22 protein-coding genes are annotated in these 22,003 nt (G+C 68.0%); 6 read left to right on the top strand and 16 right to left on the bottom strand.

The features are described 5' to 3' along the window. Window positions 1–9: 9 nt before the first annotated feature. The 10 genes from O3I_RS06770 to O3I_RS06725 form a co-directional block, all read right to left on the bottom strand. On the bottom strand, window positions 10–966 hold the full coding sequence (locus O3I_RS06770) for an MlaD family protein (RefSeq protein WP_014982152.1): 957 nt from the start codon (window positions 964–966) through the stop codon (window positions 10–12). Further along, complete coding sequence (locus tag O3I_RS06765; RefSeq protein WP_014982151.1) at window positions 963–2,093, bottom strand: MlaD family protein; 1,131 nt, start codon at window positions 2,091–2,093, stop codon at window positions 963–965. Before O3I_RS06765 ends, O3I_RS06770 begins: the two co-directional genes overlap by 4 nt. Further along, window positions 2,090–3,175, bottom strand: a complete 1,086-nt coding sequence (locus O3I_RS06760; protein WP_041563456.1) for an MlaD family protein — start codon at window positions 3,173–3,175, stop codon at window positions 2,090–2,092. Before O3I_RS06760 ends, O3I_RS06765 begins: the two co-directional genes overlap by 4 nt. Beyond that, the gene (locus O3I_RS06755; RefSeq protein ID WP_014982149.1) at window positions 3,175–4,209 is read right to left on the bottom strand and encodes an MlaD family protein; all 1,035 of its coding nucleotides are present in this window, start codon (window positions 4,207–4,209) and stop codon (window positions 3,175–3,177) included. The genes O3I_RS06760 and O3I_RS06755 overlap by 1 nt, the downstream gene beginning before the upstream one ends. Further along, a complete protein-coding gene (locus O3I_RS06750; RefSeq protein WP_014982148.1) occupies window positions 4,197–5,198 on the bottom strand; it encodes an MlaD family protein in 1,002 nt (333 codons plus the stop codon). Before O3I_RS06750 ends, O3I_RS06755 begins: the two co-directional genes overlap by 13 nt. Beyond that, on the bottom strand, window positions 5,195–6,220 hold the full coding sequence (locus tag O3I_RS06745) for an MlaD family protein (protein ID WP_041562452.1): 1,026 nt from the start codon (window positions 6,218–6,220) through the stop codon (window positions 5,195–5,197). The genes O3I_RS06750 and O3I_RS06745 overlap by 4 nt, the downstream gene beginning before the upstream one ends. A gap of 6 nt (window positions 6,221–6,226) precedes the next feature. Next, window positions 6,227–7,093, bottom strand: a complete 867-nt coding sequence (locus O3I_RS06740; RefSeq protein WP_014982146.1) for an ABC transporter permease — start codon at window positions 7,091–7,093, stop codon at window positions 6,227–6,229. A gap of 3 nt (window positions 7,094–7,096) precedes the next feature. Then, the gene (locus O3I_RS06735; protein ID WP_014982145.1) at window positions 7,097–7,942 is read right to left on the bottom strand and encodes an ABC transporter permease; all 846 of its coding nucleotides are present in this window, start codon (window positions 7,940–7,942) and stop codon (window positions 7,097–7,099) included. A 451-nt stretch (window positions 7,943–8,393) separates the two neighbouring features. After that, window positions 8,394–9,485 carry a calcium:proton antiporter gene (locus O3I_RS06730; RefSeq protein WP_043663077.1) on the bottom strand — a complete coding sequence of 364 codons (1,092 nt, stop codon included), beginning with the start codon at window positions 9,483–9,485 and terminating at the stop codon, window positions 8,394–8,396. 113 nt (window positions 9,486–9,598) lie between these two features. Next, the gene (locus O3I_RS06725) at window positions 9,599–10,006 is read right to left on the bottom strand and encodes a PPOX class F420-dependent oxidoreductase (RefSeq protein ID WP_014982143.1); all 408 of its coding nucleotides are present in this window, start codon (window positions 10,004–10,006) and stop codon (window positions 9,599–9,601) included. A 241-nt stretch (window positions 10,007–10,247) separates the two neighbouring features. On the opposite strand from O3I_RS06725, the gene O3I_RS06720 reads away from it, so the two are divergent. Together O3I_RS06720 and O3I_RS06715 are read left to right on the top strand one after the other, a co-directional pair. Then, complete coding sequence (locus tag O3I_RS06720; protein WP_041562451.1) at window positions 10,248–11,330, top strand: DUF4189 domain-containing protein; 1,083 nt, start codon at window positions 10,248–10,250, stop codon at window positions 11,328–11,330. Window positions 11,331–11,585: 255 nt separating this feature from the next. Beyond that, window positions 11,586–12,731, top strand: coding sequence for an FG-GAP repeat domain-containing protein (locus O3I_RS06715; RefSeq protein ID WP_081593906.1), 1,146 nt, complete (start codon window positions 11,586–11,588; stop codon window positions 12,729–12,731). 6 nt (window positions 12,732–12,737) lie between these two features. Here the strand turns inward: O3I_RS06715 and O3I_RS06710 are convergent, their stop codons facing one another. Continuing rightward, window positions 12,738–13,541: a transglutaminase-like domain-containing protein gene (locus O3I_RS06710; RefSeq protein ID WP_014982141.1), complete on the bottom strand. Its 804-nt coding sequence runs from the start codon at window positions 13,539–13,541 to the stop codon at window positions 12,738–12,740. Window positions 13,542–13,683: 142 nt separating this feature from the next. On the opposite strand from O3I_RS06710, the gene O3I_RS06705 reads away from it, so the two are divergent. After that, a complete protein-coding gene (locus tag O3I_RS06705; protein ID WP_237748261.1) occupies window positions 13,684–14,349 on the top strand; it encodes a phosphate signaling complex PhoU family protein in 666 nt (221 codons plus the stop codon). 18 nt (window positions 14,350–14,367) lie between these two features. Here O3I_RS06705 and O3I_RS06700 read toward each other — a convergent pair whose 3' ends face one another. Beyond that, complete coding sequence (locus O3I_RS06700) at window positions 14,368–15,276, bottom strand: LysR family transcriptional regulator (RefSeq protein ID WP_014982139.1); 909 nt, start codon at window positions 15,274–15,276, stop codon at window positions 14,368–14,370. 70 nt (window positions 15,277–15,346) lie between these two features. Between O3I_RS06700 and O3I_RS06695 the strand changes: the two genes are divergently transcribed. After that, window positions 15,347–16,537, top strand: a complete 1,191-nt coding sequence (locus tag O3I_RS06695) for a TDT family transporter (protein ID WP_014982138.1) — start codon at window positions 15,347–15,349, stop codon at window positions 16,535–16,537. Here the strand turns inward: O3I_RS06695 and O3I_RS06690 are convergent. Continuing rightward, the gene (locus O3I_RS06690) at window positions 16,494–17,357 is read right to left on the bottom strand and encodes an RNA polymerase sigma factor (protein WP_014982137.1); all 864 of its coding nucleotides are present in this window, start codon (window positions 17,355–17,357) and stop codon (window positions 16,494–16,496) included. The two genes, O3I_RS06695 and O3I_RS06690, sit on opposite strands and share 44 nt — an antisense overlap. An 84-nt stretch (window positions 17,358–17,441) precedes the next feature. Continuing rightward, window positions 17,442–18,314, bottom strand: a complete 873-nt coding sequence (locus O3I_RS06685) for a haloalkane dehalogenase (protein ID WP_014982136.1) — start codon at window positions 18,312–18,314, stop codon at window positions 17,442–17,444. A 588-nt stretch (window positions 18,315–18,902) separates the two neighbouring features. Here O3I_RS06685 and O3I_RS06680 point away from each other — a divergent pair. After that, window positions 18,903–19,634, top strand: a complete 732-nt coding sequence (locus O3I_RS06680) for an HNH endonuclease family protein (protein ID WP_014982135.1) — start codon at window positions 18,903–18,905, stop codon at window positions 19,632–19,634. Window positions 19,635–19,669: 35 nt separating this feature from the next. Here the strand turns inward: O3I_RS06680 and O3I_RS06675 are convergent, their stop codons facing one another. Next, on the bottom strand, window positions 19,670–20,116 hold the full coding sequence (locus O3I_RS06675; protein WP_014982134.1) for a hypothetical protein: 447 nt from the start codon (window positions 20,114–20,116) through the stop codon (window positions 19,670–19,672). Between the two features lie 130 nt (window positions 20,117–20,246). Between O3I_RS06675 and O3I_RS06670 the strand changes: the two genes are divergently transcribed. Next, window positions 20,247–21,050, top strand: coding sequence for a helix-turn-helix domain-containing protein (locus O3I_RS06670; RefSeq protein WP_014982133.1), 804 nt, complete (start codon window positions 20,247–20,249; stop codon window positions 21,048–21,050). A gap of 4 nt (window positions 21,051–21,054) precedes the next feature. Here the strand turns inward: O3I_RS06670 and O3I_RS06665 are convergent, their stop codons facing one another. Next, complete coding sequence (locus tag O3I_RS06665; protein WP_014982132.1) at window positions 21,055–21,975, bottom strand: LysR family transcriptional regulator; 921 nt, start codon at window positions 21,973–21,975, stop codon at window positions 21,055–21,057. Window positions 21,976–22,003: the final 28 nt, after the last annotated feature.

Below are 22,003 nucleotides of genomic sequence, written 5' to 3'. Positions count from 1 at the left end.
CCTCCTTTCCTACTTGATCGCGACCCGCACCTTGACGGCGCCGTCGGCGTCGACATCGGCGAGGGCCTGGGAGATCAGGGCTGAGATATCGATCCGCGGCGCGGCCGCGACGATCGCGTCGACCAGGGGACGCAGCACCGGAGCCAGCGAACTCAGCTCCGGCTGCAACTCCCGCAACGTGGCGATGGTCTTCTCGGTGAACGGTGCGACCCCGTTGCCGGTGGTGTACTGGTCGATCGGCTGACCGTCGACCATGGTGCCGACGTGGTCGACCAGGTTGCTCACCGCTTCGGCGAATTTCAGCCACTCGGGCGCGGCGGCGCTGAACGACGGGCCGACCCAGTCCATGTTGGTCGCCGTGCTCTGCAAGCTGTTGAGCAGCGAGACGATCTGCGGGTTGCGGCTCATGACGGCCGCCGCGAGCAGATCGCCGGAGCGGGCCAGATTGGGGATCGCGCTGTCGGTGCCGACCAGCGACTGCTCCGCCGTGCTCACCAGCGAGCTGACCACCTTGGGATCGAGCTGATTCAGGGTCCGGGTGGCCAGGCGGGCGACCTCCGGAATCGACAGCGGCGTCTGCACATTGGCGGTCTGCAACTGCTGACCGTCCCGAATGTACGGTCCGCCTTCGGAATTCGGACGGAACTCGACGTAGGGCTCACCGAGCGCGGAGAGATGCTCGATGGTGACCGTGCTGTCGGTGGGCACCCGGCGCTCGGCGACGAGCTTCAGCCCCACCTCGACGCCGCCGATGCTGTTGGTCACCGACTCGACGCGGCCCACTTCCATGCCGGTGAGCAGCACCGGCGAGCCGACGGCGAGACCACCGGAATTCTTCAGCACCATCGTCGCCTTCGTGTAGTCGGCCAGCGGATCGACCTGCACCACACCGAAGGTCAGGTAGCCCGCGCCGAGCACGACGATGGCGGCGATGCCGCCCAGGGAGGCCAGTGACCCGAGTTTCATCGGACGACTCCGATCATGCGTAGCGTCTGGATGATCCGGTCCGTCTGGTCCTGGGCCGAAACCACGGTCGCACCTTCGGTTTTCACCCCGGTGACGTTCACCTTCGGGCCGCGCTCGACGAACGGGATGACCTTGTCGCGCAGCAGCGAAACCAGCGCTTGCAGATTCGACGGCTGACTCAGATCCAACGGCCGGGCCGAGGCCAGCAAGGGCAGGAACGCCTGCACCGTGCCGTCGGCATTGTTCAGCAGCGGAGCCAACCAGGTCAGTGAGGTGCCGATCGGGCCGAGTTCTTTGAAGATCTTGGTGACGCCGACGATGGACGGCGCGATGCCGGTGAGCTGATCCACCGATTCCTGGGACAGCAGTTCGGCGAGTTCGGGCCGGATCTTGTGCAGGACAGTCGAATTGTTGTCGATGCCGTCGAGCAGCGAATCGAGTTCGTCCAGATGGTTGCCCAGGTCGACGGCGTCGTCGGCCATCGTCTTGCCGATCTGCGCGGTGCGGGCGGTGTCCTTGGGCAGCACATCGTTGAGCTGCTTGATGGTGTCCTGCACCTGCTGCACCGCCCCGCCCTGGGTGAACGTGGCCAGCGCGGCCATCGTGTCCTCCAGTTGCACCGGCGGTTTCGTCTGACTCAGCCCGATGGTGCCGCCCTCGGGCAGCAGCTTGTCGAAGCCGTTCGTCGGGGTGAGCAGCGCGAGGTGGATATCGCCGAGCACCGTGTTCTGCCGCAGCTCGGCCCGCGTGGCCTCGGGCAGCCGCACCGACTTCGAGATCCGGGCGTCGACCACCACATAGCCGCCGCGGCCGCCGGCCTTCGCCGAATCCACCACCGACACTCCGGAAACCGTGCCGACCTGCGCGCCGTTGGCCATGATCTTGGCCCGGGCAGGCAGATTCAGCACGTTCTCGAACTGGATCCGGATCTGGTAGGTCGCACCGGACACCTCTGCCCCCGGCACGGGCACCGACGCGGGGTCGAAGGCGCATCCCGAGGTGGGCAACGCCACCGTGAGCAGCGCCGCGATACCGGTCGCGAAACGTGCGCCGCGCCTGCGGCTTTCCTGGCCGCCACGCTGGAATGACAGGGTCCACCGGCCTGTTTCGTCGCGCCGAAGTTTCATCGCACACCTGCCGATCCGAATACCAGGGCCGTCAGGTCGAGCTTCGCCAGGCCGCTGTCGGCCGTGCACTGCCCCGGCGCCAGCGCGTTCACCGCCGCGCAGACCTGATCGGCGTGCTCCTGTGGAATGGCGACCTTAGGTGGGGCGTAAGCGATTCCGGAGGTGCCCACCGCGCGGAAGGCGTCGGTCAGCACCGGCATCATCGATACGACCTGGGCCAGCGAGCCGACCCGGGCCCGCAGGAACTTCACCAGCGGCACCGTGAAATCGAGCGCCTTCGTCAGCGGCCCGCCGAAAGCCATGGTGAGGTCGTTCAGCACCGGCAGCAGCGCCGCCAGACCGTCCACCACTTCGGCGCCCGGTTCCAGCAGGGTCGTGCGCGCGATGACGAGCACCGGCGCCAGCCGGGTGAACATGGATTCGATATCGCCCCAATGCTCTTCGACCTTCTTGCCGACCGAGGAGAAGGCGTCGAAGACACCGACCAGATGCGCGATATCGGCGTCGGGAGAGGCCATGGCGCCGCTCAGCTGCTTGATGATCTCGTTGACCTGCGGCCCGGTTCCGGCGGTGGCCGCGTTCAGTTGCGCCAAGCCGTTGGCCAGCGCGTCCGGCGTCTTGGCATCGGGGCCGGAGATCTCGGCGGACAGCTTCGCGACCGCGTTCAGCGTCTCGGTGACGCTCTTGGGCGTCATCGTTTTGGTGATGCACTGCCCGGGATTCCAGCGCGCGGTGTCCTTTCCGCTGGACACCACAGCCAGCTGCCGCGCCGCGACGATGCTGTCGGCCAGCGTGGTGGCGCCCGCGTCGGCGTAGACCGGTTTGTCGGCCTCGACCGCGAACTCCACCTTCATCGCTTTGCCCTGCGGGACAATGGATGTCACCGTGCCGACCGGGATGCCGCGCATGGTCACCTGGTTGCCGGTGTACAGGCCGACGGTGTCCGGCATGATCGCGCAGTAGCTCTCGGTCTTCTTCAGCGGATCGAAGGCGACGAAATAGGCGACCACGACGAGCAGTACCGCGACGGCCGCACCCGAGACCGACATGAACGCGCGGGAGCCGAGGATCTTGTGCAGCATCAGCAGTCCTTCCCCGGCACCGGCACGCATACCCGCGCGAGCGCGTCCGCGGGCGCGGTGATCGTCTGACCGGACTGATCGACGCGCAGGCCGTCCTCCGGGATGGCCAGCGCGGACACCTTCTGCTGCATGTCCTGCACGGAGCCGACGACCGGATCCAGCCGGTTCAACAGCTCCTCCATCCGGGGCAGCACGTCGAAGAGCTCCTGCAACTTCGGCTTCGCCGCCGCGTAGGTGGGCGCGATCGCCGCGGCCTTGCCCAGCACCTGGTTCAACAGCCGGATGGCTTCGCTCAGCTCGGCGCGCTTGGACAGCACCAGATCCTCCAGGAGGTTGGTGGCCTGCACCAGCCTGCCCAGTGAGCTCTTCGCGCCGTCGTACATGGTCGTGTACTCGTCGGCGTTCGCGATCGCCTTGGAGATCATCACGTGCTGGCGGTTCAGGTCGTCGACGAAGCTGTTGAGGCTGTCCAACGTGGTGCGCAGGGTGTCGGGCGCCTGCGCGACCGAGGTGCCCAGCGCGGCCAGGTTGCGGCGCAGGGTATCGCCGTCGATCTTGCGCAGCGGCTCGGCCGCGTCCTGGAAGGTCTGCGCCAGGCTGTACGGCAGCCGGACCCGATCGGTCGGAATGTGCTTGCCGCCCAGCGGCTTCGAGCCCGAGGGGAACAGCGCCACGTAGTTGCCGCCGACGATGGTCAGCATCCGCACGTCCAGCGTGGACTGGTCGCCGACGAACACCTCGGAGTCGACGGTGAACCGCATGGTCACCCGATCCGGCTGCAGCTCCAGGGATTTCACCGTGCCGACGCTGATCCCGGCGACCCGGATGTCGTCACCGACCTGCACAGACTGCGCCTCGGCCAGGTCGGCCGTGTAGGTCTTTTTGCCGAACGGGACCACGTACAGCACGCCCACCGTGACGGCGAGGATCGCGACCAGCACCACCCCGATCAGACCGAGCCGGATCTCACGCCGTGTCGTCTCCGCCTCGCCGACCACCCGGCGGGCCGGGAAAAGCCTGCTCACCCAGCGCATACCGCCACCTGCTGTCCTGCGATCAAGACGCCGAGCACCTGCGGCACGTCGGCCTGTCCTTTGGAGCACTGCGGCTTCCAGCCCGCCGCACCCGATTTCGGGATGGCCGCATCGAAACCGGCGAGCAGGCCGGGGAGTTTGTCGAACACCTCGAGTGCCTGCTGCGGATCCGGAAAGATCTTCTGTATCAACGCGTTCACATCGTCGGGGCTTTGCAGACCGAGTGCGTCGAACAGGTTGTTCAGCGGACCCAGCACCGAAGGCGCGGACGCCGCGAAATCGGCCAGCCCGTTCATGTTGGTCTGCAGACCGGAGATGATGTCGGCGAGGCGAGCCAGGATCGGCACCATGTAGTGCATCTTTCCGCCCGCGACATCGTGCAGGTCGGACAGATTCTGCAGCACCACGTCGATCACCTGCTGGCGGTCCTTGACGTGCGCCGCGAGCTTGTCGATCGCCTCGAGCGCGGGCCCGATCCCGTTGCCGTCCCCCTCGATCAGCGCGACCATGCTCGCGCTGAACTGGTTGATCTCCTCCGGAGAAATGGTCGCCAGCACCGGCTTCAGGCCGTTGAACATGCTGGTCACGTCGAACGAGGGCACCGTGCGGTCGATGCCGACGGTGGCCCCGCTCGCCAAACGCTTGCCCGGCTGCGGCTGCTGCTGCAGGTCGATATAGCGCTGGCCGGTGAGATTCTGGTAGCGGATGGCCAGCTTCGAGTTGTCGTAAAGGGGCGCATCGGTTTTCAGCGACAACTGGACCCTGGCCTGCGTGCCGGCGAGCGAGATGCCCTCGACCTTGCCGACCTGCACGCCGTACATCCGCACGTCGTCACCGACCTTGAGGCCGTTGGCGTCGGTGAACAGCGCGGCGTGCGGTTCGGTGGGGCCCGAGACCGGGCGCTTGATCGCCGTGCAGACGACGATGAGCACCGCGATCATCACCACGGCGAACACACCGAGCCGCCACGCGGCGGCACCCACCTTCATCGGGCACCTCCCAGCAGCGGCGCCAGCACCGGCATGCCGCTCACATCGATCTCGGCGTTCAGGACCGGCCCGTTCGGAGTGTCGGGCAGCGCCGCACGCAGCCGCCGCAGTAGTTCGGTGAGTTCGGCGCCGGACCGCGCCGGCTGCGGCACCATCTGCGTGAGCAGCGCCAGCACCGGACCGAGCATGTCGGTGACGCCGGAGAGGCCGTCGCCCGCCGCCGCACCGAGCCCCGCGATATCCGGCAGCAGCCGATCGGTGTGCATCCGCACGCCCGCGTCGAAGGATTCCCGATTGCTTTGCAGCCGTGGGTTGTTGCGCAGCACGTACACCATCAGTTCGTTGGCGCCCGCGAAATCGCCCGCGCCGTAGAACGCCGGACCGAGCGCACCCGCCAGCTGCGAGGGCGGCATCCGCTGGGTGTCGGTGACGATCTGGGCCACCTGGATGATCGCCTGCGCGAGCGGGGTGAACGCCTTCATGTCCCGCGAGACCTGGTCGATCACCGTGGCCACCTGCGGCGTGAGCACCGAGTCACCGGTCTGCGACAGGCTGCGCAGCATGCTACCCATGGTCGCGTCGAAGACCGCGTCGGTCCGGGCGCCGGTCAGATCGATCACGCTGTCGTCGCGCAGGGCCGAGCCGCCCGACCCGCGGCGCAGCCCGATCTCGCTGATGCCGAACAAGTTGGCGGGCGCGTAGTCGACCAGCAGGCTGTCGTCCAGTCCGTGCAGTTGCGCGCTGTTCAACCGCAGCGTGATCCGCTGCGTGCCGCGCTCGTCCGGCGCGATCGCCTCGACCATGCCGACCTGCACGCCGTCCAGCCGCACCGGGGTGCCCGCGAGCACTCCGTCACCGATCTGCTCGGTATGCAACGTGATCTGTAAGCCGTTGTCGGAGCGCAGCTCTCGATACAGCATGACGCCCGCCAGCACGGCGACGAGCACCACGAAGGCGACCACGCCAACGAACCGGGTCCTGCGCTGGTCGACCGCCACTCCGGGCATTCCGTACTTAGGCATCGGCCGCTACCCCGTGAAACTGATCGTCGCGTTGAAGCCCCACAGCATGATGGTGAGGACCATGTCGATGGCCACGATCGCCACCGACGAGGCGCGCACCGCACGCCCGGACGCGATGCCGACACCCTCGGGGCCGCCGGTGGCGAAGAAGCCGTAGTAGCTGTGGATGAGGATCACGACGGTGGCGAAGATGGCCACCTTGATCACCGCGGCGACCACGTCGAACCCGGAGACGAACTGGAAGAAGTAGTGGTCGTACACGCCGGCGGATTGGCCGTGCACCAGCGTGATCAGCCCGCGGCAGGACAGGTAGGCCAGGATCAACCCGATCAGGAAGGTCGGCACGATCGAGATCGCGCCCGCGATCACCCGGGTGGTCACCACGAAGGGCACCGAGCGCAGACCCATCGCCTCCAGCGCGTCGATCTCCTCGGAGATGCGCATGGAGCCGATCTCGGCGGTGATCCGGCAACCGGCCTGCGCGGCGAAACCGATGGCCGCGGCGATCGGCGCGAGTTCGCGGGTGGTGGCGTAGGCGGAGACGATGCCGGTGACCGGGCCCATGCCCAGCATGTTCAGCATGGTGAACGATTCGACCGCCACGGACGCGCCCATGACCAGGCCGAGCACGATCATCATCGGGACCGTGCCACCGCCGACGATGACCGAGCCGCGGCCCCAGGTCATATCGGAGATGATGCGCAGCGTCTCGTCGCGATAGTGCCGCAGCGTCGCGGGGATCGAGGAAAGCACCTGCCAGACGAAGGCCAGCACGAAGCCGAGCGCCTCGAACCGGCGCAGCAGCAAGCCGCGGCGGCGATAGAACCGGGAGAGTTTGCCCAGTCCCTTGGGCACATAGGTCGATGCGGACATGGCTCAGACCAGCCTGGTGGGCAGGAACATCTCGACGACCTGGGTGACGCCCAGGTTGACGATCGCGATCGAGACGACCGACAGCACGACCGCGGCGTTCACCGCGTCGGCGACGCCGCGCGGTCCGCCCTTGGCCTCCAGCCCCCGCTGGCAGGCGATGACCACCACCAGGAAGCCGAACAGCGCCGCCTTGAGCAGCGACACCCACACGTCGGCGACGGTGGTGAACGAGCCGAAGGTCGCCCAGTAGCTGCCCGGGGTGACGTTCTGGCCGCCGACCGCGACCGCGTAACCCGCGACGATGCCGACGAAGATGATGAGGATGTTGAGCAGCGGCGCGACGAAGATCATCGCGACCAGTCGCGGAATCACCAGGCGCGGCACCGGACTGATGCCCATGGTGTTGAGCGCGTCGATCTCCTCGCGGATCGTGCGCGCGCCCAGGTCCGCGGCGATCGCGGCGGCGCCCGCGCCGCCCAGCAGGAAGCCGGTGGCCAGCGGCGCACCCTGTTTGATCACGCCGAGCCCGCCGGTCGCGCCGAGCAGCGAATCCGCGCCGAGGGTGTGGATGAGGTTGCCGACCTGGATCGAGACGATGACGCCGAACGGGATCGCGATCAGGATCGCGGGAATCGCGGTGACGGTCACCAGCCGCCACGCCTGCGTGATCGCCTCCCGCCACTGGAACTGACCGCGCACGATGCCGGTGACCGCGCCGGTCGCCGATTCGCGTGCGATATCCACCGCGCGGCCGAAGGTGCGCAGTGACGAGACGACCGTGTCGGAGAAGTTCTTGCGGACGACGCGGACGGCAGAGGCGCTCGAGCGAGCCCGGGTCACCGGTGCCACGCGGGGCCCCGGCCGAACAGGTGTGTCTCGAGTTTCAAAATCGCACTCTCCATGATGGGCGTCACTGCCACCATGAAGCTATCGGTGACGATAGGTAACAGTAAAGCTGGTCACGGTGTGAGCATCGCCTCTAAAACGCTTGCTGACAGCTAGCACCTGCCGCAGGTCAAAGGCTCAACTTGGAAGTAAATCCCCGTTCTGAAACGAGTTATCAGCACAGATCGGCTATCACGGTGATCCACGCCACTTAGCTCAGCTAACACTAAGCAAGATAACGACACGGTCACAGGAACCGGAAGTTCAGCGAAAAAGACAAGCCGGACGACCGAATTTTCGACCGAACGACCCGAGTCGGACAACAGTCAGCACACCCGGCAGGAAAGACCGAAAACCCAGAACGGGACGAACCGGCGCAGCGGAAGACCGGCCGCGGGTGAGTCGAGTCACATCCCTACGGGCTGGCGGCCAGGAAAACGAAGGCCGAGAACAGGGCCAGATGCACCCCGCCCTGCAGTAGCGTGGCCCGGCCGGGCACCACGGTGAGCGTGCCGACGACCACGGTCAAGCCGAGCAGCACCATCTGGGTGGCGCCCAGCCCGAGCACCAGCGGACCGTCCAGCCAGATCGTCGCCACCGCGATCACCGGAATGGTCAGGCCGATACTGGCCATGGCCGAACCGAGGGCGAGATTGAGGCTGATCTGCACCCGATCCCGGCGGGCCGCGTTGAACGCGGCGAGCGTCTCCGGCAGCAACACCAGCAGCGCGATCACCACACCGACCGCCGAGGGCGGCAGGCCGGCCGAGGCCACGGCCGATTCGATGGACGGGGAGACGACCTTGGCCAGCCCGACCACGCACACCAGCGCGACGAACAGCAGCAAGAGACTGAGCAGCGCAGCCTTGGCGGTCGGCCGCGTTTCGTGCGCGTCGTCGTCGGTCACCACGCCGTCGCCCTCGACCGGGAGGAAGTCGTCGGGGTGCCGGACCGTCTGCACCATGACGAACAACCCGTACAGCGCGAGCGAGGCGACCGCGGCGAAGGCCAGCTGCGCGGCGGAGAACTCCGGCCCCGGCGTGCTGGTGGTGAAGGTCGGCAGCACGAGGCTGAGCGTGGCCAGCGTCGCCACGGTGGCCAGTGCGGCGCCGGTGCCTTCGGCGTTGAACACCGCGACCCGTCGGCGCAGCGCACCGACCAGCAGCGCCAGACCGACGATGCCGTTGCAGGTGATCATCACCGCGGCGAACACGGTGTCCCTCGCCAGCGAGGCGGCCTTGTCGCCGCCGGAGATCATGAGCGTGACGATGAGCGCGACCTCGATGACGGTCACCGCGACCGCGAGCACCAGCGACCCGAACGGTTCACCGACCCGGTGCGCGACCACCTCCGCGTGATACACCGCCGCGAGCACCGCGCCGATGAGGGCGGCGGCCACCACGATCACCGCCACACCGGACAGACTTCGCCCCCAGGTCAGTGCCAAGGCGACGGCGGCGAGCAGTGGAATGACGAAGGTCCAGCGTTCGGTCAACACACGGATCATGAGATCCATCGTTGCAGCAAACGATCCGCACACAGGTCAGAGCGGTACTGGTGGGCGATTTGCCGTTTTCGGCACGCCCTCCCGGCCCCGGTCCGAGGCCGAGAGGGTACGGATCAGTGGTCCTGCAGGGCGTACCCGCTCGCGCCCGTCGGCCGGACCGCGATGGCCACTCGGTCCTTCGCGTCCGGCGGTACCACGGGGCCGCGACCATAGCGTTCGGCCAGGCGGCTGTAGAGGGCGCCCTCGGGATCGTCGTCGACATGGTCGACCACACCGCGCACCTCGATGTAGCGGTAGGGATTGTCCGGGTCGAAGATCGAGATCGAGACGCGCGGCTCCTGGGCCAGGTTCTTGAACTTCTGCCGAAAGTTGGTGTGGGTGAACCAGATGTACTCGCCGTCCCACACGAACCACATCGGGTTCACCTGCGGCGCGCCGTCCGGCCGGGTGGTGCCCAGGCTCGCGTAGATCGGACGCTCCAGCAGGTCGCGAGCCTTCTCCGGGATCTCGTACGTCGTCATACACCCTCCAGTCATGTGCGGTCTGCGGACCCGCTCGGGTCACCGGAGGGTATGACATCGGCAGAGACCGATTTCTTCCGCGCCGCCCGAGCATTCATCCCAGGTCTACGCATCCCGGGTCGGCAGCGGGTACTTTCAGCTCGGCCTGATAATTCGTGCCCCCATTGGCGGGGGCAGATTCCCTGACGGCGAGCCGATACCCTGGCTCCGCCTGTATCGAGACGACCAGCAGCGGGAGCTCATGTCATACCCACCCGGCCAGTACCCCGGGCAGCCTTACGACCCGAACGCTCAGCCGAAACCGGCCGAGGGCGGACAGCAGGCTCCCGACCAGCAGCGTTCGGATCCGACGATGCTGAATCCGGCGCATCACTCCGGTCCGGGATACCAGCAGGTACCACCCGCCGATCCCACGCTGCTCAACCCGATGAGCCGGCCCGATCCCGGCTACCACCCGGTGCCGCCGTCGGATCCGACCCTGCTCAACCCCGTCAGCCAGGCCGATCCCGCCTACCAGCAGGCGCCGCCCGCGGATCCCACCCTGCTCAACCCGATGGGCCAGCCGCAGTACGGTCAGCCCTATGGGCAGCAGGGACAGCAGTATCCGTCGGTGCCGCAGTACCAGCAGCAGCCTCCGCAGTATCAACAACCGCAGTATCAGCAAGCGCCGCAACAGTTCGCGCCGCAGCAGGGCGGGTTCCCGCCCGGTCCCCCGCCCGGCCAATACCCCCCGCAGTACGGGCCCGGCGGTTCCGGGTCGGGCGGTGGCGGCGGCGGCGGCGGAAAGATCCTCGCCGCAATCGGTTCGGTGCTGTTCACCGTGCTCGTGATCGCCGGCATCATCGGGCTGAAGGTGTGGAAGAACAACGAGAAGCAGGACCGCTACGAGCGGAGCGCGAGCGCCACCACCAGCCAGTCCGCCGCGGGTTCCATCGACTCGTCCGGGACGCCGAGCACCCGGCCCAGCGCCAAGGTGCCGCCGGCGTCCACCACACCGCCGACCACCACACCCAAGGTCACGACCACGTGGATCGCCGCGACCTACAACGAGGCGTCCAGCGAGGTGCACTGGGCCACAAGCACACTCAGCCAGGAAGCCGCGTCCGCGAAGGCGCAGCTCGCCTGCGGCCCGACTTGCCAGGAGCCGGTCTGGTCGAAGGACGGCTGCGTCGCGTTCGCGTTCGGCCAGAACGACGGCTGGGGTTCGGACTGGGGCGTCACCATCGGCGAAGCCCAGGACAAAGCCGTCGCCCGGGCGCAGAGCTCCTGGAACATCCAGGGCCCGTTCAAGTTCTGGTCGAAGTGCGCCAAGGACCAGGGCTGAGCTGGTCCAGGTCGGCGCGCATGCGGCGACGGTAGCACCGGCAAGTGTGCGAACGCAGTACGGCGATTGGGCATCGTGTCCGATCCACCGACCGCGGGTCGTGCACTGTGCGAAAAGCGTTTTGGGCACAGTGCCGGAAAGGATCACCCGCAGATCCGGCAATCCCACGAATTGCCGAAAATACGGCATTCCGAATGTGATACGCGCCATAGAGTCCTGGTCCCCCGCATTACTCTCAGTACACCAGGACATCTCATGCCTACTGCATCCCTCCGTCCGCGCGGCGTCGTCATCGCCGCGGCCGCAGCCGCACTCTGTCTAGCCTTTCCCGCTTCCGCTCAGGCCGCGGGAGCGATCAACTTCGCACCGAAGGTGGATTCCCCTTCCGGCGGCCAGTTTCCGTCATGGGGACCGGGCCCGTCGCCGATCGGTACGGTCACGGCCGACTTCAACGGCGACGGCAAAGCCGATATCGTCGCGGCCGATTTCCAAGGGGCGGGGCCGATCCTGATGACCGGCAAGGGGGACGGCAAATTCAACAGCGGCACCAGGGTGGGTGATGTCGGCATCGGATTCGGCGCGGTGGCGGCGGGCGACCTGAACGGGGACGGCAAACCCGACGTCGTCGCGCAGGCCTGGACGACCATCGCGACCTTCCTGAACAACGGTAACGGCACCTTCGCCGCCGCGAAGAAGTACACGACACTCGAAGGCGCACAACAGGAAGTGATCGTCGCCGACGCCAACGGCGACGGCAAGGCCGACGTGCTCAGCCTGGTGCCCACCGGTGTGAAGACCTGGATCGGCAAGGGCGACGGCACCCTCGACGGCGGATCGACCAGCTCGGTACTGGGCACTCCGTCGGCCTTCACCGTCGGAAAGTTCAACTCGGACAACAAGATAGACCTCGCGATCAACAACACCGTGTTGCAGCAGGTGCAGATCTTCACCGGCAACGGCGACGGCAGCTTCGCCCGCCGCGACGCGAGCACCTCCGGGCTGATCACCGAGGACGTCCGAGCCGGTGACTTCGACGGTGACGGAATCGACGATGTCATCTCCGCCGACTCGTTCTCCTTCAGCACCACGCTGCTGCTGTCGAACGGTCAGGGCGGATTCAAGAAGACCGACCGGGTCGCGCTGTCGGGACTCGGCCCGACCAGCATCGCGGTCGCCGACTTCGACAAGGACGGCAAGCTCGACGCCGCGATGTCGGCGGTGCTCAACTCGAAGATGGTGATCTTCGCCGGCACCGGCGGATCCATCAGCAAGACCGGCGAATTCGACGTCACGGCACAGCCGCAGACACCCGCGGTCGCCGACTACGACGGCGACGGCAAGCTGGACATCGTGGTGGCCGGCAGCGCGAACGCCGTGTCGTTCCTGAAGAACATCAGCTGAGCGAGGTCACCAGACCGAGGTCGGGGTGACGTTGTCGTCGAACGGGAGGAAACCGTCGACAGTCGCGTTGATCTGAAGGCTGTTCACCCCGATCTCGCCGCCGTGATTGTCGAGAAAGGCCACGTCGGAAGCGTCGCGGCCGGTGGCGATGCGCACCAGCGTGGACCGCGGAGCCAGGCCGGTGGCGTCGAAGGCGCGCCAGGCCCCGTCGACATAGGCCTCGGCGACCGCGTGGAAATCCATCGGCATACAGCCCGGCGCGTAAACCGACACCACCCGGGCCGGCACCTTGACCGCGCGCAACAGCGCGACGACCAGATGCGCGAAATCACGGCACACGCCCGCACCGGACAGCAGCGTCTCCACCGCACCGTCGATGGGGTCGCTGCTGCCGGCGACATAGCGGATCCGCCGGCCGACCCACGCCGACACCTCGGCGGCCAGTTGCGCGCTCGGTGTGGCCGAACCGAATTCGGTGTTGGCGAAGCCGAGCAGCTTGTCCGATTCGGCGAATCGGCTGGGGCGCAGATACAGCGCGAGATCGTAATCGGACGGACTGTCCGGCAGCGCGGTGCCGAGCACGGTCGCGGAGTAACGGACGCGCAGGGTGCCCGGGCCGACCGCGAATTTGTGGATCCGGGTGCCGTGCGGCCCGAAAATCTCCCACGGCGTGACCGACCGGCCGTCGAGCTCGAACACCAGCGATTCGTTCAACTCCAGATTCGGGTGCCGGGCCGCGGCGATCTGGAATTCCAGGGTCGTCGGCGCGGTGACCGCCACCTCCAGATGAGCCGACACATCGCGCTGCACAGCTCAATCCTGCCAGCTGCGGTCGAATACTCGGTCGTATTCGCGACGCGCGGGTACCGAGTCGGCATCATATAGGCGGTCAATTCGTGGCCGACAGGGGATTCATGTGCCCAGACGCGCAGATATGGGCGAGAATTTGCGCGTGCGAACCCAGTTCACTCGCGAGCTCGTCGCTTTGACCAATGATCTGACGCTCATGTGCCGACTCACTCACGACGCTACCGAGCGGATGACCGACGCGCTCGTCGGGGCGGACCTCACCGCGACCTACGAGGTGTTCGCACTCGACGAACAGCTACAGGGGATGTACGGCGCGTGCGAGGCGAGAACCGTCGTCCTGCTCGCCTTGCAGGCGCCGGTCGCCCGCGACCTGCGCCACGTGGTCACCGCCATTCAGATCGCGACCGAACTGTCCGGCATCGGCACCCTGGTGAGCAAGGTCGCCGATCAGGTGTATCAGAGCCATCCGGGACATGTTGCGCCGCAAGCGGTGCTGGACATTCTCGCCGCGATGGGCAGGCTCGCGGCCGCTCGCACCGCGGCGACCGGCGCGGCCGTCGCGACCGGTCGTCAGGAATCGGGCACCGAACCGGAATCGGGCAGTCAAGCGATGGAAGCACTGCATCAGCGACTGCATACGGCCCTGGCCGATCCGGTGTCGGCGCAGCCGACCACGTCGGCGATCACCCTCGCACTGCTCGCCAACCAGCTCGAGCGCTGCGTCGATCACACCGCCCGGATCGATCGGCTGATCCGTTTTCTCGACACCGGTGTGCCGCCGACCGCCCAACCCGCCGATTCGGCCTGAGCTACCGCGCATCGGCGCTCAGCTGCTGCGGCGGGCGATCGTGTAGAGCTCGCGTGCGGGTCCGGTGAGCCGATGGCCGGTGGGCCAGACCGCGCGCAGCGTGCGGGTCAGGTCGAGGTCGGTGACGGTGGGTGAGGCCAGGGTGCCCGCGCCGAGTTCGGCGGCGACAGCCAGCGAGCTGAGCACCGCCGGGCCCGCCCCCGAGGCGACGGCCGTCTTGATGGCCGTCGTCGACGACAGTTCCAAGGCGACGCCCGGTGTCCATCCCGGTAACCGCCGAGTTACCGCGTGCTCGAACCAGTTTCGGGTGCCCGAGCCCGCTTCCCGTTGGATCAGCGGGGTTTCGGCGAGTTCGGCGAGGCCGACCGCGCCGCGCCGCGCCCAGCGATGCGCGGGCGCGACCACCACGACGAGCCGGTCGGTCGCGACCGCGTGCGACTCCAGACCGCGGAAACTCTGTGGGCTCTCGACGAATCCGATGGCCGCCTTGCTGTCGAGCACCTGCTGCGCGACCTCGACCGAGTTACCGGATTCGAGCGCGATGGCGGTGTCGGGCGCGCAGGCCCGCAGTTGCATGAGCCAGCCGGGGAACAGATATTCGGCGATGGTCTGGCTCGCCGCCACGCGCAGGTGTGACGCGCGTTCCGCGCGGAGCGTGCCGATCCCGGCGTCGAGCTGCTCGGCCGCGCGCACCACGGCCCTGGCCCATTCGGCGATGAGCGAACCGGCCGGGGTGGGGCGGGAACCGAGGGTACTGCGCTCCAGCACGGGCACCCCGACCAGTTGCTCCAGATACCGGATGCGCGAGGACGCGGACGGCTGGCTGATGCCGTGCTGCTGCGCGGCGCGGCCGAGGCTGCCCAGCTCGATCACCGAAAGCAGCAGGTCGAGGGCGGCCAGGTCGGGCACACGCGGGGACAGGGGCATAGAACGAGTCTATGCATGCATAGGAACACGACAGCTACCTGATACGACAACCAGCGACCAGCCTGGAGGCATGACCGCCACCCTGACCGTCCGTCCCGCTGCGGCGCGGCACGAGGTCGACCAGCTCGACCAACGCCGGTCCGTCCGCAAGCCGTCCGCACTGCGGCAACTCGGCCCCAACTGGTTCGCCGCCGTGATGGGGACCGGGATCGTCGCCAACGCCGCGGCCACTGTGCCGCTGCGCTTTCCCGGCCTGCGGGGTGCCGCGACGGTCGTGTGGGCGCTGTCCGCCGCGCTCCTCGTGCTACTCAGCGTGGCATGGCTGGCCCACCGGGTGCGGTTTCCCGACAACGCCCGCGACCACCGCGATCATCCGGTGATGTCGCAGTTCTTCGGCGCGCCGCCGATGGCGCTGCTGACCGTCGGCGGCGGCACCCTGCTGCTCGGCAGCGACGTGATCGGACTGCCCGCCGCACTGGCGATCGACTGGGTGCTGTGGACCGCGGGCACCGTGCTCGGGCTGCTCTCCGCCGTGGCCGTTCCCTATCGAATGTTCACCCGGCACCGGGTCGAGGCAGATGCCGCGTTCGGCGGCTGGCTGATGCCGGTGGTACCGCCGATGGTGTCGGCGGCGATGGGCGCCTTGCTCGTCCCGCACACTCCCGCGGGCCAGCCACGGCTGACCATGATCCTGGTCTGCGTCACCCTGTTCGGGCTGAGCCTGATCGCCGCCCTGGTCACCATCACCATGATCTGGTCCCGGCTGGTACATCACGGCATCCCCGCCGCGGGCATGGTGCCCACCCTGTGGATCGTGCTCGGGCCGCTGGGCCAATCCGTCACCGCCGCCGGGTTGCTCGCCAACGCCGCCCCGACCGCGCTGCCCGACCTCTACGCCAAAGGTCTGCTGGCGTTCTCCGTCATCTTCGGCCTCGCCGTCTGGGGTTTCGCGATGCTCTGGCTGACCCTGGCGCTCGCCGTGACGGTAAAGACCTGTCGCGCAGGCGCATTGACCTTCAACCTGACCTGGTGGGGCTTCACCTTCCCGCTCGGCACCTGCGTCACCGGCAGCACCGTGCTCTACAGCCACACCGGCGCGGACCTTTTCGCGGTCGTCGCGGTGCTGCTGTATCTGGTGCTGGTCGCCGCGTGGGCGGTGGTCGCGACGCGCACCGCCCGCGGCGTACTGGACGGATCGCTGCTGCGTCCGGCGGCACTCACTGCAGCAGCGGATACCGCCCGGACCGGAGCAACTCGCTGATCGCGTCCATCTTCGCCTGCGGCGCAGCGTAATCCGGGTGGGCGCGGAGCACGGCCGCGGCGTCGTGCAACTGGATCATCTGCTGTTCGGCCTGGTCTGCGGTGCGGCCGCCGGGCGTGGTCGGATGCCTGGCGAAGTTCGGGCGGCTCGGGTCGATCCGGCCCAGGGCCACCGCCTGTTCCACCCGGCGCGTGCACCGGCAGAACGCCGCCGGGTCGGCCCAGCCGCAGCTGGCGGACAGAAACGCGCCGAGGCGTTTCTTCGCGCGCGCCAAGCGCTTTCGATAGGCGGCCGGGGTGATGTCGAGCACCCAGGCGGCTTCGGCGGAGCCGAGTTCGAAGACGTCGCCGAGGACGAAGGCGACCCGCTCGTCCCTGGCCAGGCATTGCAGCATGGCCTGCGAGCAGTTGAGTCGCAGCTCGGTGACCAGCAGCGTGGCCTCCGGGCCGCGGTAGTCCTGCTCGGCCAGCCCGTCGGCCAGTCCCTCCCGAAAAGTGTCCAGGCTCAGCTGCGCCGCCTCCTGCGGCGTCCGGCGCCGCAGGTTCAGCAGATAGTTCACCCCGACCCGGTAGGCCCAGGTGCGCAGCCCCGCCTCGGCCCGCCAGGTCGCGAGGTTGCCGAGGACGCGCAGCAGGATCTCCTGCGTCGCGTCCTCCGCCTCGGCGGGCCGCCCCACCATCCGCAGCGCGAGCCGATACAGCGGATCCTGCAGCAACCGCACTACTTCGGTGATCGCGTCCCGATCCCCGGCCACGGCCCGTTCGACCAGTTCCTGCTCCGCGGCCCGCGTACCGTCTTGCGCTTGCTCTTGCACACCCACCCGGTCATCCTTCGATGACCGGCGCGGTTGCGCAAGCATTGCCCGTCAGGCTGTGGGATCGAGCAGACCCACATGCCCGGCGACTCAGGCGATCTCGGCCGCGCCGACCAGCGTGTGGCGGCGGAGCCAGGCGGCGATCGCGGCGCCGATCTCGTCCGGGCGATCCTCCGGCGCGTGATGCCCGGCCGGGGGGATCACCGCGGTCTCCGCGTTCGCGAAGGTGGTCGCCGCCCAGTCGACCGCCTCGGGCGAGCCGAGGCCCGATCCGTTCGCCAGACCCATGATGAGCTTGGGCACCTCGGGCGACGTGGCGGCCCAGCGGCCGTAGTTCTCGATGATCGCCACCACGTCGGCGGGCTCGCCGTCCAGCGGCAGCTCCCGCGGCCAGGCCAGCAGGGGCCTGCGCGACTCGGGCGTCGGGTACGGCGCGCGGTACACGTCATGGTCCTCGGGGGTCAGGCTCGGCGCCTGATTCGGCAGATTGAACTCGATGAACATGTTCTCCGCCAACACCATCCGCTCCCCCTCCGGCCCGCGGTAGGCGCGGAAGATCTCCGCACCCCGCGGCGGCAGTTCGGACCAGCGCAGCGGCCGCAGGAAGGTCTCGAGCACGGCGACGCCGCGCACCCGGCCGGGATGCCGTGCGGCCCAGTCCAAGCCGAGCGCACCGCCCCAGTCGTGGCCGACGAGCACGACCTGGTCCAGTTCCAGCGCATCGAACCAGGCCTCGAGGTAGCGCGCGTGCTCGACGAACCGGTAGCCGATGTCCGGCTTACCGGAGGCGCCCATGCCGATGAGATCGGGTGCCAGCGTCCGTGTTTGGTCGCCGACGTGCGGAATCACGTTCCGCCACAGGTACGACGAGGTGGGATTGCCGTGCAGGAAGACGACCGGCACCGAACCGGTGCCCGCGTCGCGGTAGGAGATGAACGAATCGAGAACGTCGACGGTGGCCATGAGCTGTCCTTTCGGGGTCCGGCTGAATTGCCTTCACCGGGTTGGACACCCGAACACCGCCCACTGTGACCACCATTCGAGTGACGCTCGTCACGCAGATCGATCACTCCCGAACCGCGTTCGCGCCGAAGCCGGCACCGCCCACCGAGCAGCGGCACATCCGTATACATCCAGTAGATATGACAGTCAGGCTGAAATGATCCTGAGAATAGTCCCGAATCAGCGCGCGCGACTTGCCAAGATCAACCCGCGTTATCTACTGTCCTAATACGTAGAACACCCCCTGAACTTCACGAGCTAGCTCGCCCAGCGCGGTTCGACACCTCGGGACCTCCCTCATCAGCCCCGTGGTGTCGGTGTGTGCGGAATCGGGACTGGACATCCTTCCGCATCGCCGCGCATCGCGGTCGCAGTGACTCGTGATCCGCCACCCCCGAGTCGGCGCCGGCACGGCGACTCGGGGGTGGCTTTATTCTGTTCAGCCGCCTTGCTGTGCGGAAAGTCATATGGGGCAATCACTTACACCACCTCGACCGCCGGATACGTTGGCGGCCGTTATAGTTCAGGTGATTGGCGTTAGGAAGCTCGATGAAGTTCACAGCACAGCGACTCGCTCTCATCGTTCTGGCGATCGTGACATTCATCGGAGTCTCCTACTACTACGTGAACCGGGTGGAACCGCCGAAGGCGAACGCGCAGTGCGACACCGGATCCGCCCAGGTCTGTGCCGATGCGCCGGCGAGCATGCCGAGCCGCGACGCGCTCGCCCTGCTCGATACCGTCCGCGTCGCCGGACGGGCCCCCAAAACCGGTTACACCCGTGAACAATTCGGTCCCGCCTGGTCTGATGACGTGTCAGTACCCGGCGGGCACAACGGCTGCGGCACCCGCGACGACATCCTGCAGCGTGACCTCATCGACGTCACCTTCAAGGACACCAAGCGCTGCGTCGTGGCCACCGGCACCCTCAACGATCTCTACACCGGTAAGACGATCGAATTCGTGCGCGGGCCGAAGACCTCCGACGATGTGCAGATCGACCACATCATCGCCCTGTCGGACGCCTGGCAGAAAGGCGCGCAACAGCTTTCCGCCGAGCGCCGCCGCGACCTGGCCAACGACCCGCTGAACCTGCAGGCCGTCGACGGCCCGACCAACCAGTCCAAGAGCGACTCCGACGCGGCCAGCTGGCTGCCGCCGAGCAAGGGCTACCGCTGCGCCTACCTGACCAGGCAGATCCAGGTCAAAGCGGCGTACCAGCTCTGGGTGACCCAGGCCGAGAAGGACGCCATGACACGTGAACTCGGCACCTGCCCCTGATCAGCCCATGACGACGCCGCAGCCGGTGGAGCCGCTCAGCGCACGCCCTCGATGAACTGGTGGTCGGTCAGGATCCGGCCATCGGCGTCCAGACCGATCACATCGAAGCCGCCGCCCGCGATCGCGCCGTCCGCCTTCGCCACCATCACCCAGCTGAGGCCGATCAGCCCGGCGGGCAACGGGATTGCCGGGGCCGGCACCGCGAACTCGTAGTCACCGGACGCGATGAACAGCTCGTAGGCCCGCGTCACCCGGCGCGACAGCGCCGCGTAGCCACGAACTTCCAGCGCGGGCAGCGCGAACTGCAGCCGCTCCACCTGCGCACGCATCTCCACCGGCGGATCGACCAGCACCTGGACTCCGGTGGGCGCGAAGAAGTCCCGGATGCGCTGCTCCCGGGCTTCGGGGTCGGACTCGTTCCACAGCGCGGCGAACTGCTCGGCGAAGGTGGCCAGTTCTTTTTCGTTCATCTGCTTGCTCATGGCACAGAGTTTTGCCATCGCGGCGATACCGCGCGATTCCCGGCAGGGAATAGCCGAATCCTCACGCAGGTGCTCGTGTCATACCCTCCGCGGAATCGCGGACCCGCGGGGCGCAGAACAGACTGAGCGCATGACAACGGCGATCGAGACGCCGGGATTCGCCCGGCAGCTGAAGCATTGGCGGACCCTGCGCCGGGTCAGCCAGCTGGACCTGGCGATCCGGGCGGACACCACGCAGCGGCACTTGAGCTTCCTGGAACAGGGACGGTCGCGACCGGGCCGCACCATGGTGGTGCGGCTGGCCGAATCGCTGGAATTGTCGCTGCGGGAACGCAACGCGCTGCTCCTCGCCGCCGGATACGCGCCCGCCTTTCCCGAATCCGCGCTGGACACACCGGAATTGGGTCCGGTCCGAGAGGCCCTGACAACGATCCTGGACGGCCATCGACCCTATCCGGCGCTGGTGGTGCGCCCACACGGCATCCTGCTCGCCGCCAACGACGCGTTCGCCGTGCTCACCGAGGGCGCGGCGGCCACACTGCTGGAACCGCCGGTCAACGTGCTCCGGCTCGCGCTGCATCCCGACGGGCTCGCGCGGCGCGTGGTGAACCTGCCCGAGTGGGGCAAACACGTGACCGAAGCGCTGAACGGCCGCCTCGCCCGCAGCCCCGACCCGGCTCTCGAAGAACTCGTCCAAGAGCTGGAAGGTTATCTCCCGCAGGCCGAACCGGGCCCCGACCACCTCGGCTTCGCGGTCCCGCTGCGGCTGCGCAGCCCCGACGGCGAACTACGGCTCATCACCACGCTGACCTCGTTCGCCACGGCCACCGACATCACCCTGGCCGAACTACACCTGGAGGCCTTCCTCCCCGCCGACGAGCAGACGGCGCAGATCCTGCGCAAGCGCGCAGCCCAGGAGTACGGACCGCGCTGAGCCGTCACCACGTGCGGGCGGCGCGGCGGAGCTGGGTGTGCACCAGGTCGACGTGGGGCAGGGTGGTGCCGGGCCGCCGGACGAGGAAACCGGTGTTGATCGGCGGGTCCGACGGCTCCAAGAGCGCGACCAGGGCTCCTGAACGCAGTTGTGGCGCACAGAGATAACGGGGCAGCACACTGATGCCCGCACCCGCCGCGACCGCGGCGGCGACGGCCCGCAGGTCCGCGACGACGACCGCCGGCGCGGCCGTCAGACGGAGGCCGAAGACGTGCCGCCAATACCGGCGCAGGATCGGCAGATCGGCGGCATAGCTGACCAACGGCACCCCGGACAGCGCGGCCGGACCGTCCGCGCGCAGCCGATCGAGATCGATGCGCGCGGCCAGTGCCGGGGCGGCGACCAAGACGAACTCCTCATCGATCAACGGCTCGGCGAGGACGGTGCGCCCTCGCGGGCGGACCGTCGAGACCACCAGGTCGTAGTGCCCGGCCCGTAAACCAGTCAGCAACTCCTCGGAGAGTCCGGCGGTCACGGCCAGCCGGACACCGCGCTGGATCAGCGGCGCCAACGCGGGAAGAGCCTGCACCGCAAGCATTTCCGCGGGCCCGGCCAGCCGGACCGGTGGCTGTGGCGCGGACGCCGCGGGATCGGCGGGCCCGGCGGCAGCCGTCAGCGCGTCCATCGGCTCGGCGATGCGCGCGGCCAGTTCGGCGGCCGCCGCGGTCGGCGCGACGCCCCGCGGCAGACGCTCGAACAGCCGCTGCCCCAGGCGCTTCTCCAGCGCCTGCAACTGCGCCGTCACGGTCGGCTGCGACAACCCCACCAGCCGCGCGCCCGCGGTGATCGAACCCGCCCGATGCACCGCGAGGAAGGTGCGGAGCTGATTCAGATCCAAGTTGCCATCGGGATCCCTATCGCTCACCCGGCCAGTCTATTGCCGAGCCGATGCG

Origin of the sequence: Nocardia brasiliensis ATCC 700358 (assembly GCF_000250675.2) — a bacterium.
Lineage (GTDB): Bacteria > Actinomycetota > Actinomycetes > Mycobacteriales > Mycobacteriaceae > Nocardia > Nocardia brasiliensis_B.
Note: the sequence above shows the minus strand (reverse complement) of the source record. Positions and strands in the feature narration are given on the sequence as shown.

Bases quoted from the DNA above. Each gene is read 5' to 3' on its own strand.
- O3I_RS06770 (WP_014982152.1), bottom strand. From the start codon at position 966: ATGAAACTCGGGTCACTGGCCTCCCTGGGCGGCATCGCCGCCATCGTC.
- O3I_RS06765 (WP_014982151.1), bottom strand. From the start codon at position 2,093: ATGAAACTTCGGCGCGACGAAACAGGCCGGTGGACCCTGTCATTCCAG.
- O3I_RS06760 (WP_041563456.1), bottom strand. From the start codon at position 3,175: ATGCTGCACAAGATCCTCGGCTCCCGCGCGTTCATGTCGGTCTCGGGT.
- O3I_RS06755 (WP_014982149.1), bottom strand. From the start codon at position 4,209: ATGCGCTGGGTGAGCAGGCTTTTCCCGGCCCGCCGGGTGGTCGGCGAG.
- O3I_RS06750 (WP_014982148.1), bottom strand. From the start codon at position 5,198: ATGAAGGTGGGTGCCGCCGCGTGGCGGCTCGGTGTGTTCGCCGTGGTG.
- O3I_RS06745 (WP_041562452.1), bottom strand. From the start codon at position 6,220: ATGCCTAAGTACGGAATGCCCGGAGTGGCGGTCGACCAGCGCAGGACC.
- O3I_RS06740 (WP_014982146.1), bottom strand. From the start codon at position 7,093: ATGTCCGCATCGACCTATGTGCCCAAGGGACTGGGCAAACTCTCCCGG.
- O3I_RS06730 (WP_043663077.1), bottom strand. From the start codon at position 9,485: ATGATCCGTGTGTTGACCGAACGCTGGACCTTCGTCATTCCACTGCTC.
- O3I_RS06725 (WP_014982143.1), bottom strand. From the start codon at position 10,006: ATGACGACGTACGAGATCCCGGAGAAGGCTCGCGACCTGCTGGAGCGT.
- O3I_RS06720 (WP_041562451.1), top strand. From the start codon at position 10,248: ATGTCATACCCACCCGGCCAGTACCCCGGGCAGCCTTACGACCCGAAC.
- O3I_RS06715 (WP_081593906.1), top strand. From the start codon at position 11,586: ATGCCTACTGCATCCCTCCGTCCGCGCGGCGTCGTCATCGCCGCGGCC.
- O3I_RS06700 (WP_014982139.1), bottom strand. From the start codon at position 15,276: ATGCCCCTGTCCCCGCGTGTGCCCGACCTGGCCGCCCTCGACCTGCTG.
- O3I_RS06695 (WP_014982138.1), top strand. From the start codon at position 15,347: ATGACCGCCACCCTGACCGTCCGTCCCGCTGCGGCGCGGCACGAGGTC.
- O3I_RS06685 (WP_014982136.1), bottom strand. From the start codon at position 18,314: ATGGCCACCGTCGACGTTCTCGATTCGTTCATCTCCTACCGCGACGCG.
- O3I_RS06680 (WP_014982135.1), top strand. From the start codon at position 18,903: ATGAAGTTCACAGCACAGCGACTCGCTCTCATCGTTCTGGCGATCGTG.
- O3I_RS06675 (WP_014982134.1), bottom strand. From the start codon at position 20,116: ATGAGCAAGCAGATGAACGAAAAAGAACTGGCCACCTTCGCCGAGCAG.
- O3I_RS06670 (WP_014982133.1), top strand. From the start codon at position 20,247: ATGACAACGGCGATCGAGACGCCGGGATTCGCCCGGCAGCTGAAGCAT.